Annotated in this window: 14 protein-coding genes; 4 read left to right on the forward strand and 10 right to left on the reverse strand. The window is 59.3% G+C overall.

All coding sequences use genetic code 11. From position 1 onward, the window contains the following. Nucleotides 1-248: 248 nt before the first annotated feature. Nucleotides 249-1250 (reverse strand): molybdopterin-binding protein, encoded by a 1002-nt coding sequence (locus tag ACRZ95_RS03810; protein ID WP_170677823.1) that lies wholly within the window; start codon nucleotides 1248-1250, stop codon nucleotides 249-251. Then, nucleotides 1247-2215: an XdhC family protein gene (locus tag ACRZ95_RS03815; RefSeq protein ID WP_170677821.1), complete on the reverse strand. Its 969-nt coding sequence runs from the start codon at nucleotides 2213-2215 to the stop codon at nucleotides 1247-1249. Before ACRZ95_RS03815 ends, ACRZ95_RS03810 begins: the two co-directional genes overlap by 4 nt. 225 nt (nucleotides 2216-2440) lie before the next feature. On the opposite strand from ACRZ95_RS03815, the gene ACRZ95_RS03820 reads away from it, so the two are divergent. Further along, nucleotides 2441-2941 carry a hypothetical protein gene (locus ACRZ95_RS03820; protein WP_480554543.1) on the forward strand — a complete coding sequence of 167 codons (501 nt, stop codon included), beginning with the start codon at nucleotides 2441-2443 and terminating at the stop codon, nucleotides 2939-2941. A 3-nt stretch (nucleotides 2942-2944) separates the two neighbouring features. Here the strand turns inward: ACRZ95_RS03820 and ACRZ95_RS03825 are convergent, their stop codons facing one another. Together ACRZ95_RS03825 and ACRZ95_RS03830 are read right to left on the reverse strand one after the other, a co-directional pair. Beyond that, nucleotides 2945-4204, reverse strand: a complete 1260-nt coding sequence (locus ACRZ95_RS03825; RefSeq protein WP_170677819.1) for a vWA domain-containing protein — start codon at nucleotides 4202-4204, stop codon at nucleotides 2945-2947. A gap of 58 nt (nucleotides 4205-4262) precedes the next feature. Then, a complete protein-coding gene (locus ACRZ95_RS03830) occupies nucleotides 4263-5171 on the reverse strand; it encodes an AAA family ATPase (protein WP_170677817.1) in 909 nt (302 codons plus the stop codon). 135 nt (nucleotides 5172-5306) lie between these two features. On the opposite strand from ACRZ95_RS03830, the gene pyrC reads away from it, so the two are divergent. Continuing rightward, nucleotides 5307-6344: a dihydroorotase gene (gene pyrC / locus ACRZ95_RS03835; RefSeq protein ID WP_170677815.1), complete on the forward strand. Its 1038-nt coding sequence runs from the start codon at nucleotides 5307-5309 to the stop codon at nucleotides 6342-6344. Here pyrC and ACRZ95_RS03840 read toward each other — a convergent pair. Together ACRZ95_RS03840 and ACRZ95_RS03845 are read right to left on the reverse strand one after the other, a co-directional pair. After that, nucleotides 6341-7636 (reverse strand): MmgE/PrpD family protein, encoded by a 1296-nt coding sequence (locus ACRZ95_RS03840; protein ID WP_170677813.1) that lies wholly within the window; start codon nucleotides 7634-7636, stop codon nucleotides 6341-6343. The genes pyrC and ACRZ95_RS03840 overlap by 4 nt on opposite strands. A 38-nt stretch (nucleotides 7637-7674) precedes the next feature. Next, nucleotides 7675-8121 carry a type II toxin-antitoxin system RatA family toxin gene (locus ACRZ95_RS03845; RefSeq protein WP_170376815.1) on the reverse strand — a complete coding sequence of 149 codons (447 nt, stop codon included), beginning with the start codon at nucleotides 8119-8121 and terminating at the stop codon, nucleotides 7675-7677. 73 nt (nucleotides 8122-8194) lie between these two features. On the opposite strand from ACRZ95_RS03845, the gene hpt reads away from it, so the two are divergent. Continuing rightward, on the forward strand, nucleotides 8195-8731 hold the full coding sequence (gene hpt / locus ACRZ95_RS03850; RefSeq protein WP_170376813.1) for a hypoxanthine phosphoribosyltransferase: 537 nt from the start codon (nucleotides 8195-8197) through the stop codon (nucleotides 8729-8731). Between the two features lie 8 nt (nucleotides 8732-8739). Here hpt and ACRZ95_RS03855 read toward each other — a convergent pair whose 3' ends face one another. Beyond that, a complete protein-coding gene (locus tag ACRZ95_RS03855) occupies nucleotides 8740-9882 on the reverse strand; it encodes an amidohydrolase (protein ID WP_170677811.1) in 1143 nt (380 codons plus the stop codon). Continuing rightward, on the reverse strand, nucleotides 9879-10829 hold the full coding sequence (lipA, locus tag ACRZ95_RS03860) for a lipoyl synthase (protein ID WP_170551141.1): 951 nt from the start codon (nucleotides 10827-10829) through the stop codon (nucleotides 9879-9881). The genes ACRZ95_RS03855 and lipA overlap by 4 nt, the downstream gene beginning before the upstream one ends. 262 nt (nucleotides 10830-11091) lie before the next feature. On the opposite strand from lipA, the gene ACRZ95_RS03865 reads away from it, so the two are divergent. Next, on the forward strand, nucleotides 11092-11640 hold the full coding sequence (locus ACRZ95_RS03865) for a peroxiredoxin (protein ID WP_170660320.1): 549 nt from the start codon (nucleotides 11092-11094) through the stop codon (nucleotides 11638-11640). A gap of 47 nt (nucleotides 11641-11687) precedes the next feature. On the opposite strand, the gene ACRZ95_RS03870 is transcribed toward ACRZ95_RS03865, so the two are convergent. Together ACRZ95_RS03870 and ACRZ95_RS03875 are read right to left on the reverse strand one after the other, a co-directional pair. Further along, nucleotides 11688-12611 carry a LysR substrate-binding domain-containing protein gene (locus ACRZ95_RS03870; protein ID WP_170526544.1) on the reverse strand — a complete coding sequence of 308 codons (924 nt, stop codon included), beginning with the start codon at nucleotides 12609-12611 and terminating at the stop codon, nucleotides 11688-11690. Nucleotides 12612-12658: 47 nt separating this feature from the next. Continuing rightward, complete coding sequence (locus ACRZ95_RS03875; protein ID WP_480554660.1) at nucleotides 12659-13741, reverse strand: DUF6456 domain-containing protein; 1083 nt, start codon at nucleotides 13739-13741, stop codon at nucleotides 12659-12661. Nucleotides 13742-13867 lie beyond the last annotated feature (126 nt).

Below are 13867 nucleotides of genomic sequence, written 5' to 3' on the forward strand. Positions count from 1 at the left end.
TCAAAGACAAATGATCCCGCAAAAAACCAGACAATAACGTCCGACCCTCAACTTCACCGCTCACAGACATGCCATTCACAGTCAGCGATATATTTGGCATAAGACCTCCCCTTCTTTAGCTCATTCGCTTGGGGCGAGTTAAACACGGGAGGTCTGACTTGAGAACAGGAATTTGTCGCTTTTTGACACCAGAGGGACGCAAAAGGCCGATGCCATAAACTCATCGGCGCCACCTGTGGGCCTCTGAACTATTTCTTCCGTTGCGCGCGAGGTTGCGGCCGGGTCGGGATTTCCTTGAGCAGACCACCCACACCCATCGCAGCAATATCAGCACCAGTGGTCTCAACCCCGCAGGCGACCCGCGACAAAACCCAATCGGCGCCATTCAACGCCGGAGAGCGCGCGCATCCTGGCAGGCCGATCACAGGGCGTGTGTTCAGCGCCCCCAGAAACAGCAAATTGCCCGGATCGACCGGCATGCCGAACCGGTCAACATCCCCACCCGCGGCGCGCACGGCGGACGGGGCCACGTCGTTCACATCCGACGTGGCCGAGGCCGTCAGGATCATCAGCACATCGCCTTCGGCACGATCAATGGCCGATGCAAGTTGATCGGTTTTATGCGGGACGATCTGCACATCGCACAGGTCCATGCCCAGAGCTTCGACACGCCCGCGCATGGCCGCGATTCCCTTCTCATTGGGCGGCCCTCCGGCGATGTCCGTTACGATCAATCCCGCGCTGCGATAGACCGGCGCGACAAGGCGCACCGAGGCCTGCGCCAAACCCGCCGCGCGTTGGACATCGGCTTTGGGAACGGCGTATGAGATCACCTTGATTGTCGCGACCATACCGCCCGCTGTCATCTGTTGATGCTGCGGGACCGTTGCGACGGTGATCATTGGATTGATGCGGTTGAATTGCTCGAGCGCGGCCACATCCAGCACCACCACGCCAGGTCCCTCAGCCAGAAGGTTCACACGGCCGGTGAACGCCTCGGTCAGACGCAAATTGGCGCCGGAGGGGTCAGGGACCAGAGCGCGGGCCAACATCTCGGCGGCCTCGTCCTCATGACAATCGCCCGGCTCCAGACGGGCGACGATGACCTCGTCAAACTCCGCGCTAGACAATTGCGAGACATGCTCGGCAGTTAGCATGAGCCCTTTGCGCAGCTTTTGGTCCGAGACTTTGACGGAATGCGCAAGAATAGCTCCGGCGGCTTCGGTCACGGGCACAGGGCCGAATTTCATGCCTTACCTCGCAGAACGGCGGTCATCTGAGCCAGAATGGCCACGGCAATTTCGGAGGGGCCTGCCGCGCCGATATCAAGGCCAATCGGCCCGTGAATGCGCTCAATCTGAATTTGGGTGAACCCCGCCTCAGTCATCCGCTCAACCCTTTTGGCATGGGTGCGGGTCGACCCGAGGGCGCCAATGTAGAACACATCCGCATCCAACGCGGCCTGCAGGGCCGGATCATCCAGCTTTGGATCGTGGGTCAACAGGACAATGGCCGTGCGCTGATCCAGACCCAAATTGGCGACTGCTTCATCCGGCCAATCGGTCAACAGGGTCTCTCCGGGAAAGCGGCTGTCTGAGGCAAATGCCTCACGCGGGTCGATGATGGCCGGGTCGTAACCCGCAATCCGCGCCATCGGCACCAAGGCCTGCGCGATGTGAACCGCACCGACGATGATCAACCGCAAAGGCGGGTTGTGAACGGCGACGAAGGTCTTGCCGTCTTCTTCGAACCCAGACTGATCCATGCGCAGCCGATCCGCATAGGCATTCCGGCGCAAGGCCCTGTGTCCGCTGTCTGTATTCACTTCATAGGCCAGCGGTTCGCGGCGCGCACGGGCGGCGACCAACTCGGCCAGCATCGGCTCAGGCAGGACAGATCCGACCGGCTCGACCAAAACCCGGATCGTGCCGCCGCAGGCCAGACCGACGGCAAAAGCGTCTTCATCGCTGACACCGAATTCAAGCAGGCGCGCCTCACCCTCATCAATGGCCTCAATGGCTTCGACGATCACGGCGCCTTCGACGCAACCGCCCGAGACGGACCCTTCGATCCGCCCATCCCCACCAATCACAAGCTGTGACCCCACACGGCGCGGTGCGCTGCCCCAGGTTTCGACAACTGTGGCCAGCGCGGCACCGCGACCACTGCGATGCCATTCCAAAGCGCGTTCCGGGCTGCTGTCGAATCGATCCATCGAATCCTCCTGGCTTGTTGCAAACCAACATAGGCAGCCTTGGACCAATGAAAAGCGAACGTTAGTCGGAGACGCCGGTCAATTCGCCATTATGTGGGCAGTAAAAGGCCGATTTGATATTCACACTCTCAAAGGATTGATTGCGAATACCCCACGTCTTAAGTTGAAACCGTGCCTGAATTTGGATTGGGCGCTCTCAATAAATTTCTCAACGGAGACGAAGAGTTGAAACGCATTCTTACACTGGGAACGGCGCTCGGCCTGATGGCCTCGACCGCTGCATGGGCTGATACATTCGAACGCTACGGTGAGGTTGAAGGCTGGAAAGTCTTCATCGACAATGAAAAGAAATCCTGTCTGATTGAGGCCGTGGATGACGCAGAAAACGTTGTTCAGATGGGCCTGACCGAGGATCGCGGTGTGGGTTACGTTGGCGTTTTCACCAAGGCGGAAACAAATATCAAACGCGGTGAAAAAGAAGCCGTGGCAATCCTGCTGGGTGACAACCTTTATGTGGGTGAGGCCACGGGCATGAAGGGCAATATCACCAAGGGTTATTCCGGTGGCTATGTCCTGTCCGACGACCCACAGTTTGCGGATGATCTGGCCAAGAAACAGGTCATGATCGTCTTCCCCGAAAAGGAATTTGCGTTCACCGTCGATCTGACCGGCACCTACAAGGCCATGGAAATGGCGCGTGAGTGCAACGAAAAGCAGCTGGGCTAAACCCTACCCAGAAAGCGCGGACATGAGCCGCGCTTTCTCTCCGACGTCGTCCTGAGCAGAGATGACAGTGGCGAGGTCTTCGAGTGACGCAATCGAATGGCCTGCGCGGAAGCTGTCGACATGGGGCAGCATGGCGGCCACGCCTTGCGCCTTGGGGGCGAACCCATCCCAGCGCAGCAGCGGGTTCAGCCAGATCAGACGCCGGGCCGAAAGGTGCAGACGCTCAGTCTCTTTCGCCAAGGCTTCGGGCGCACCGCGATCCAACCCGTCCGAGATCAGCAGAACCACCGCACCCTGCCCCATGACGCGCCGCGACCAGTCCCGGTTGAAGGCGTGCAAGCAGTCTCCGATCCGCGTGCCCCCTTCCCAATCCTGCGCCTCGGCCCCAGCGGCAGCTAGGGCGGCATCTACATCGCGCTGGTGCAGGTGACGGGTGATATTGGTCAGTTGGGTGCCGAAGGTGAAGGCATAGACCTTGGCCCAGCCAGCCCCCTTGGCGTTCGAAACCGTGTGCAGAAAATGCAGGATCAGGCGGCTATACTGGCTCATCGAACCGGAGATATCGCAGAGCACGACCAGATTGGGCCAGCGCGGCCGGGGTTTTTGTTTCGCGATATCGTGCAGCTCTCCGCCCTGACGCATGGCGGCGCGCAGGGTTCTCGCCCGGTCGATCCGGTGGCCGATATGGCTGGCCTGGCTGCGGCGGCTTTCGATTGGTTTCACCGGCAGGCTGAGGCGCGACAGGAGGCGCTTGGCCTGCGCTATCTCATCAGTACTCATCTGTTCAAAATCCAGACTGCGCAGACGTTCCTCGGCCGAGGCGGTTTGCGAAGCGTCAATCTCAAGCTCGGTCTCGCCCAGCTGCTCCTCGGAGGTTTCAGGCTGATCGCGTTCAACCCCGTCAAGCAAGGCCTCAGCCGCGCGTTTTTCACCTGCGTCGGCTTTGCGTTCTTCCTGCACCCCACGAATGGCGGGCAGCATCATGGACATCATGTGTTCTAGATACCTTGGGTCGCGCCAATAGAGGCGAAAGACCTGCGCGAAGACGGTGCGATGTTCGGGGCGGTTCACGAAACAGGCGTGCAGGGTCCAGTAAAAATCCTGCTTTTCGGTGAAGCCTGCGGCCTCAACGGCCCGAATGGCATCCACCACACGACCGGTGCCGATCGGCAGCCCGGCTTTTCGAAGGGCGCGGGCGAAATGTGTGATGTTCTGCGCCAGCTTCGGGTTTTCGGGAATGTCGAGCGGGATCTGTTCGGCCATCAGCGTTCATGGGGGCTCTGCCCCCATACCCCCGAGGTATTTTCAAACAGAAGAAACATCAGGCCGGTTCTAAATCGGCCTTGGCTTCGTCAAGAATGCGTTTGGCCTCGGACCCTTGCAGTTTCTGGATATCGTCCTGGTATTTCAGGATCGCACCGAGGGTATCTCCGATCACTTCGGGGCTGAGGTTGATCACGTCCAGCGCAAGCAGGCATTTGGCCCAGTCTATGGTTTCGGCCACGCCGGGTTTCTTGAACAGGTCTTCGGTGCGCAGGCGCTGCACGAAGGCCACGACCTCGCGACTAAGCGATTGGGCCGCTTCGGGCGCGCGGGCGTTCAGGATTTCAATCTCCCGATCGAAATCCGGGTAGTCGACCCAGTGGTAAAGGCAGCGGCGTTTGAGGGCGTCATGTACCTCACGCGTGCGGTTGGAGGTGACAATCACCACTGGCGGTTCGGGAGCTTTTACGGTGCCGAGTTCCGGGATTGTGACCTGAAAATCACTGAGCGCCTCCAGCAGAAAGGCCTCGAATGGTTCATCCGTGCGGTCAAGCTCGTCGATCAGCAGCACCGGCGCGCCGTTTTCATCGGGCCTCATGGCTTGTAGCAAAGGGCGTTCGACGAGGTAGTCATCCGAGAACAGCTCGGTCTGCAGGGCAGAACGGTCTGCGCCGCCCGCAGCTTCGGCGGTTCGGATGGCGACCATTTGCGCAGGAAAGTTCCATTCATAGACGGCAGAGGACGCGTCCAGCCCTTCGTAGCATTGCAGGCGGATCAGCCGGCGACCAAGCCCGGCGGCCAGCGCCTTGGCGATCTCGGTCTTACCGACACCGGCCTCGCCTTCCAGAAACAGCGGCCGGCCGAGTTTGAGCGACAGGAAGACGACCGTTGCCAGTGCACGGCCGCAAACATAGCCCTGTGCGCTTAGCATGGTTTGAACCGCGTCTATGGAATCTGACTGTGTCATGTGCTGAATTCTCCCTTGCCACAAAAGGTCATGGCCGCGCCTGTGCGTCAAGGCCATCACCCATTTCTGAGCTACGACGTTCGAACGAGTTGACAAGGGCTTTTCCGGCGGCGGCCTCTGTGCTAGCGGGGGCGCATGACCGATAGCATCACGATCCGCCGCCCCGACGATTGGCATCTGCACCTGCGCGATGGCGCGATGTTGCAGGCCGTCCTGCCCGAAACCGCCCGCCATTTTGGCCGTGCGATCATCATGCCCAATCTGGTGCCTCCGGTGGTGACCGGCGCGCACGCCGCCGCCTATCGCGAACGTATCATGGCTGCGCTGCCCGAAGGGATGACGTTCGAGCCGCTTATGACTCTGTATCTGACCGAAGATACGGATCCAGAAGACCTCGCCGCTGCACATGCAAGCGGGTTGGTCAAGGCGGTCAAGCTATACCCGGCAGGTGCAACGACCAATTCGCATTCGGGTGTTCGGAATTTCGACAATGTGCGTCCGGTGCTGGAGAGGATGGCCGAGATCGGCCTGCCCCTTTGTGTTCATGGCGAGGTCACCGATTCCGAGATCGACATTTTCGATCGTGAGGCTGTGTTCATCGACCGCGTTCTGGATCCAATCCGCAAGGCCACGCCGGGCCTGCGCGTTGTGATGGAGCATATTACGACCCGCGACGGGGTTCAGTATGTTGCCGCCAACGAGGCCGATCTAGGAGCGACGATCACGGCGCACCACCTGATCATTAACCGCAACCACATTCTGGTGGGCGGGATCAAACCTCACTACTACTGCCTGCCCGTCGCCAAACGTGAAGAACACCGGCTGGAGCTGCTGAAGGCCGCGACCTCGGGCGATCCGCGCTATTTCCTGGGCACGGACAGCGCACCGCATACGGATGACAACAAGGAAATGGCTTGTGGCTGTGCGGGCTGTTTCACGGCAACCAACACCATGTCCTTGGTGGCCGAGATGTTCGACCGCGAAGGTGCCTTGGACAAGCTGGAAGGGTTTGTGTCGTTGAATGGTCCGGCCTTCTATGGCTTGCCGGTGAACGAAAGCTCAATCACGTTGACCAAGGGAGACCCGGTCGAATACCCGTCGAAGATCGAAAGCGGCGATGGCCCTGTCACCGTATTCGACCCTGGCTTCCCGTTGCACTGGCGCGTGGTTTAACCCGCCAGTTTTGCAGCCAGATCGCGGGCGCGACCTCCGGTGCGCAGCATCGACCAGATCGCGTCCGCCTCGTCCCCTCCAATCAGTTTCGACGCTTTGGCCCGGACACGGTCTTCCCGATCCGCCAGAGACATCGGAGCCATCAGATCATGGGTAACCTCGCGTCGCACGCCGTCGCGCCGCAGCAGCTTCAGATGGGCCTGGGTCTCGGTCAGGGTCTCATCCGCCTCGACCGTGATACGGTCTCGCAAAGAGCGAATTCGAGGATCGGCGCAGACCTTTTCGGTGTAACTGCTTGGCAAAGCGGTGTCGTAGCCAAGCGCCTGCATAGCGATCACCGTGCGATAGGAAAACTTCGCCCCCAACCCCGTGGTCGGAGACATCTGGTTGCACACGCTCATCCAACGCGGATGGGTTTTGACCTTGATTTCAGCCACTTCGGGTTCGGCAATATCCAGACGCAGAGCAGCCTCAAGCGCGGCGTGTAAACCGTGGCAGCAGGCGTGGAACTTGTGGCTGACCGATTCGAACAGCCATTCCTCTCCTAACCCGTCCAGCGCCGCCGACGCATCCGCTGCGCCCTGATGGGTGGCGCCAAATCCGTACTGGCCCTCTAGCGCACTCGCATTGGGCTCAAAGCCCCGTTTAATCAGCAACGCGGCCTCGATCCCGGCCGATGCGCCCAATCCTGCGTTGTAGGGTTTGCCCATGGTGCCGAATTGAGCTTTCAGACCGGCCGCGCGCGTGGCCGTAAGGCCCAGAACTTCCTGAATCTGGTTGGCATCAAACCCAAGAACCCGACCCGACGCAACCGCCGCCCCAAAGGCCCCCGCAGTCGCCGTTTGGTGAAACCCGGCCTGATAGTGGTCTCGACCGAGCCAGAGGCCGATACGGATCGAAACCTCCATCCCGATCAGGGCCGCTTCCAACAGATCAACGAGGATACGGTCATCCCATTCCGAAACCGCCAAGGCCGCTGGTAGTATAGCAACCGACGGATGGCCGATATGGGCGAAATGGGTGTCGTCATAGTCCAGCGCGTGGGACACCGTTCCATTGACCAGTGCCGCCGCACGTAGAGGTGCTGCCCCGCCGCCGAACAGATGGGCCTGTGCTACGCCGCCCTCCTCCTGCACCATGTCCCGAACGGCGACTGACACGGGCTCGGGTACACCGGCACGACCCACGGCGATCCAGTCGAGAACGGACAGAGACGTAACAGCCCGCGCCCGCGCGGTTGTGTTGACGGGGCCAGCGGCAAAACTCGCGAGCGTTGAGGTAAGTCCAGACATAGCGCGCAGTCTAGCGCGCGTCGGTCGTTGGTAAAGCCTTAGCTGTAAAGCTCGGCGGCACGCGCCTCGAACGCGCGCACGATGCGCTGCATGGCCTCGTTGAAGACAACACCAATGATCCCTTGCAGGATGGCGTTCTTGAACTCGAAATCTACATGGAACGAAACGTTGCACCCACCTTCAGGGGCGTCTTCAAACTGCCAGTCCGATTTCATGTATTTGAACGGGCCGTCCAGATATTCGGTGTCTATCTTCTTTTGACCGGCAAACAAGGTCACCCGACTGCCAAACCTTTCGCGAAACACCTTGAACGAGATCACCAAATCCGCCTCCATCACCTCGGCCTCGCCAGCCGCATAGGTCTTGCGGATACGCGCGGCGGCACACCAAGGCAGGAACTTGGGATAGCTCGCCACGTCAGCAACCAGATCATACATCTGCTGGGCCGTGTAAGGCAGGTGACGCGTTTCCGAGTGGATAGGCATGGCAATCCGGCATTAGAAGGTGACAATGGCGCGTCATGTCGTATGTTGCGCGCCAAAGATCAAGGGGGCTGTGATGACTGACCGCGCTTATGTGATAGATGAGATGATCTCGGCCAAGGCAATTGCAGCCAGAATCGAAGAGCTTTGCCGCGAAATTACCGAAGAATTCGGCAATACCGACAAGCTAGTCGTCGTCGGCCTGCTGCGTGGCTCTTTCGTGTTCATCGCTGATCTGGTCCGTGAGTTGGACCTGCCGATCGAGGTGGATTTCCTTGAGGCCTCCTCTTACGGAGACGCGATGGAGAGCAGCAGAGAAGTGCGAATTCTCAAGGACTTGCGCGGCGCGATTGAGGGTCGCGATGTGCTGGTGGTCGAAGACATCGTTGACACGGGCCATACGCTGAACCACGTTACCAACCTGCTACGCAGTCGTAAGCCGAAACGACTGAAGTCCATTGCCCTGCTGGACAAACCCAGCCGGCGTGAGGTTGATTTTCGTTCAGATTGGATCGGGTTCGAAATCCCTGATGAGTTCGTGGTGGGCTACGGAATCGACTACGCGCAGCGCAATCGCAACTTGCCGTTCATCGGCAAGGTTCGGTTTACCTGAACGCGACCTCAGCCCAGCACCTGCCGGATCGCCGCTAAAAAGACGCCCGTACCAATTGGGATCAGCGCGTCCGGGAAATCATAGTCGGGATTGTGCAACTGGGGGTGATCTCGCCCTGCTCCCAACCAAAACATCGCCGATTTTGCGCCTTTGCCGAACTGGCCAAAATCTTCCGAGAACCTTTGCGGCTCGTCGCTCAGCTTGCACGCAACAGATTGATCCGCACAGGCCTCGGCCAAAATAGTCACCGCCTCGGAATTGTTGGTGCAGGCCTCGAAGACATCCTCATAGGTGATCTCGGCACTCAAGTTCTCGGACTTGGCGACCTGCTGAACCAAAGCCTCAGAATCGGCAATGAGCTTTGCCATCCGGTCGTCTGACACGGTACGCAATGTCACCCACAGCTCAGCTTGACCGGGAGCGACGCCAAAGGTCTGCGCTCCGAGGCTGGCATGCGTGATCGTGGTCAGCGCGTAGTCAGCGTTCAGGGCGCCTGCCGTGCCAAGCCGTGTGAGTTCTGGGATCAATGCGGACAACGCGCCCGCCGGAGAAACCCCGTCCTGCGGCGCGGCGGCATGCGAGGTCTTTCCGGTTAATGCAATCCGCATACCGCGAGAAGCGCAGTTGGTTGGCCCCTGACACAGCTCAACCTCGCCCAGTTTCAGCCCCGGCAAGTTATGAAGAGAAAACACGTAATCCGGCGCAAGCTTAGCGAATGCAGGATCGTCTCGGAACGCCTTGGCCCCCTGCCCGGTTTCTTCAGCGGGTTGGAAAATCAGAACCACCCGTCCGCGCGTCGGGCGCTGTTCCTGCAACGCAAGCGCCACACCGAGAACCATCGACATATGGCCGTCATGCCCGCACAGATGCCCTTTACCCGGCACCGTCGAGACATACGGCTGCTCCGAGAGTTCCTTGATCGGCAACCCATCCAGCTCACACCGAATGGCGACGGTGGGACCGGTTGTACCGCTGTCGAAGACCGCCGCAACTCCGTGCCCGCCGAGGTCGGTCAGCACGGTATCCGCCCCTGCGCGACGCAGCTCATCAGCTATGCGCGCGGCAGTTTCACGCTCTTGCCCAGAAAGTTCGGGATGTTGATGCAAACTATGGCGAAGCGCTGTCAGCTGCGCCAATCTATCAGGCGTCACGCTTGCCCCAGCTTCGCCTGCCGTGCCGCACGCAAGCGCGCGAAATCATCCCCCGCGTGGTAGGACGAACGCGTCAGCGGAGTGGCAGAGACCATCAGGAAACCCTTGCCATACGCGGCTTTTTCATAGGAGGCGAACTCTTCAGGCGTCACGAAACGGTCCACAGCGTGATGCTTAGGCGTCGGTTGCAGATACTGACCAATGGTCAGGAAATCTATGTCCGCAGCGCGCATGTCATCCATGACCTGACCGACTTGCTGCTTGTCCTCACCCAGACCGACCATGATGCCGGATTTGGTGAAGATCGACGGGTCCAGTTCCTTCACTCGCTGCAACAGGCGCAGCGAATGGAAATACCGCGCGCCGGGGCGCACCTCGGGATAGAGGCCCGGTACGGTTTCGAGGTTGTGGTTGAACACATCCGGCTTGGCCTCGACCACGGTCTCAAGCACTTCGGGCTCACATTTCAGGAAATCGGGCGTCAGAATCTCGATCGTGGTCTTGGGCGAGCGGTGGCGGACGGCGCGAATGGTCTGTGCGAAATGATCTGCTCCCCCATCTTTCAAATCGTCCCGGTCAACCGAGGTGATCACGACGTGGTTCAGACCCAATTTTTGCACCGCATGCGCCACACGACCCGGCTCAAACGCGTCCAGCGAGTCCGGACGTCCCGTGGCGATGTTGCAGAAGGTACACCCGCGGGTACAGATCTCGCCCATGATCATCATGGTGGCGTGACCCTGGCTCCAGCACTCACCCACATTGGGGCATCCGGCCTCTTCGCAAACCGTCACCAGATTGTTTTCACGCATGATCTTATGCGTCTCGGCATAGCCCTTGCCGCCTGGCGCCTTGACCCTGATCCATTTCGGCTTCTTAGGCTGGGCATTGTCCGGGCGATGCGCCTTTTCGGGGTGACGTTGTTCTGGGATTTTCAGATCGCGCACGGGCAGTTTTCCTAACTTTGGGTCAACTTTGTGTACCCATAACATAAAACACTCGCGCCTGTTACACCAGCGACGCATAGCCGCTATGCACATATCTCGCGAGCGTCAAATTAGTTCAAACTTAAACTATATTTTTCGCACGTAAAATCAATGGATAAGCCAATCAAACCTTTCTTGCAGATACAGCATTTCATGGATTGCATGCAATTTAGAACTGATTTAAATCGCCAGAAAGTCACAACTGAATCACAGGAACTTGAACATGAAGACCGGCGCAAAACTGCCCGATGTGACCTTCCATACGCGCGTCCGCGACGAGGCCGTCGAAGGCCCCAACCCGTTCCGCTGGGAAGACAAGACAACCGCCGATTATTTCGCTGGCAAACGAGTGATCCTGTTCTCGCTGCCCGGCGCTTTCACCCCCACATGTTCGACCTACCAGCTGCCCGGATTTGAAAACGGTTACGCCGATTTCACCGCCAAGGGTATCGACGAGATCTACTGCATGTCCGTCAATGACAGCTTTGTCATGAACAAATGGGCGCAGGATCAAGGCCTGCAGAACGTCAAGGTCATCCCTGATGGTTCGGGTGAGTTCACCCGCAAGATGGGGATGCTGGTCGACAAGGACAACCTTGGTTTTGGCATGCGCTCGTGGCGCTATGCTGCCATCATCAATGACGGCGTCGTCGAAGCATGGTTCGAAGAGCCCGGTCTGATGGATAACTGCCCCGAAGACCCGTATGGCGTGTCCTCGCCAGAGACTCTGATCCAGCATTTGGAAGCAGCCGCCGAACCCGCGCTGGCGTAAATCTGGAACTTAAGAGCTGAATACAGGCCCGCTTCTAGCGGGCCTTTTCATATCCGCGTGGCCGAAACGATCTGTTCCCCCACATCCCGGATTACCTGGGCCAAACGATCCACCCATCCGTCGTCAGTTGTTGATGCACGCCGAACAAGCCCCACCGTGCGCGCCGGTTGCGGGGCGCCGAAACGCAATAGCTTCATGCCCGGAACAGCTTCTGATTCCGATTTTGCGGCCAATTCGGGCATCAGGGTCAGGCCGAACCCCTCAGCAACCAATCGGGAAAGCGTCGCAAGCGAAGAGGCCCCCATGTTGATCTGTCCACTACCCCGATCCTGACCGCAGACCTCAAGCGCTTGATCCGTCAAGCAATGGCCATCCTCCAACAGCATCAATTGTGCTGATTGCAAATCCAGAGGGCGCAGCATCTCGGGGCTGGTGTTCACACGTTGCAGCCGCGCTGCGCTGCCTGCCAGCAGGAAGTGATCCTGGAACAACGGCGTTTCGCGGAATTCCGAGCCACCGGCTGGCAGGGCCAGAACCGCAGCGTCGATCTCGCCTTCGCGGAGCAAAGACAGCAACCGTTCGGTCCTCGCCTCGCGGATCTGCACGCGCAGCGAAACATCTGCGGCGCGTAGACCACCCAGAACGCCGGGCAGAAGATACGGCGCAATTGTCGGGATGATCCCGATCGACAACGACCGATGGCCGCCAGAATGATCCCGCGCGAACTGGTCCAGCCGCACAGCTGCCCCCAGCACCTGACGCGCATGTTCCAGAACGTCTCGCCCCAGTGGCGTCAGCAGGATGTCCCGCGCCTGACGCTCGAACAGTACACCACCCAGCGTTTCCTCAAGCGATTTGATCTGAACGGACAGCGCAGGTTGCGACACATTGCAGACCTGCGCAGCGCGGCCAAAATTGCGCTGCTCGGCCACGGCTTGAAAGTACTGCAACTGTTTCAGCGTAAAATTCATAGCCCTTGACTATCACCAAGGACCAAAACCACAAGAGAGAGTTATCTCTAGCCGATCATGCGATCTTGGCCAGAGAGATCTTCATAGTGTCGTTTCAGGCGCTGCAACGCGATGCGCAGAACGATCTTGCCCGAACGCGCCGACCAGCCCATGCGCTTTTCGGCCAGCTCCAGCCCCTCAAGATAACAACAACAGCGCAGCGCGACGTCACTTAGCCCCGGACCAAGGTCCGACAACGCGCGCGCCACACGGTCTTTCGCGTCCGACGCCCCTCGCCCACCGTGAGATTCACTGTCGAAATTGCCGCGCCCGCCCCCAGTCAGAAAGCGATCCCAGTTCTGCGCAACCTGCGGGCCGATCTGCGCCAGTTCAAAGTCTTCGCGCAAACGCTCCCCGGCACGGACCAGCGTTTCATCGAGAAAGGGTTTACCGTCCCGGTCCCGCCGCCGCGCCAAGGCGATCAACGGGCTTTCCGCAGCACTATAACGCATGCGTTGGGCGCGTTCAGGGGCGTCTCCGTTTGACTTCGGTTGGAACGCTGCCTGTGCTTCGGCCATGCTGAACTCATTTCGCGACCGAGCCTTGTTTTCCACCTTGGCCACCAAACGGTTGAGCGCCGCGCGCCCCGATGTTGAGATCCGGTATCGGGAAATACGGCCCGGATTGTCACAGGAAATCCAGTCCTGCAAGGCAAGCGCCTGTGCGATCTTGCAGTCAACAACGGCCGTCCTAGTGGTTCCGGCCTCACCGGTGTCACGCACGACCACGGCCTTCTCCATATCCTCGGCCACCGCCAAAACCGATCCCGTCTCACATAGGCGTCTCAGCACACGCAGCGCTTCGCCCTCGAATGAGTCGTCTTCCTGGTTGTCCTGTCCGCCTGCGTCTAAGCGGCGCGTCCGATCAGAGACCGAGAAATGCGTCTCGGCCAGCGATTGCAGCGCCGCATCGACCAAAGGATCATCGCGGCGCATTTCGACCCGTCGGATTTGTCTGAGAATGGTCGAGGCATGGCACCCGGCCGATCTTGCGATATCCCGGATCGACTGACCGGTTTCCGTGTGCGCAAGGTAACGCTGTGCCCCCTCGGGAACCCATGCCGGAATAGTGAATGCCACGTTGTTTTCCATATTCATTTGCCCTCGTCGACAAAACAGACTGCCACTTTTGCCCCCCGAAATTAAAGTTAACCAAATCTAACTAGAGGTGGTTTCGTTACTCGTTCGTTAACCCCGGAGCGCAGCAACCAGATTTGA

Source organism: Ruegeria sp. AI3 (assembly GCF_056541245.1).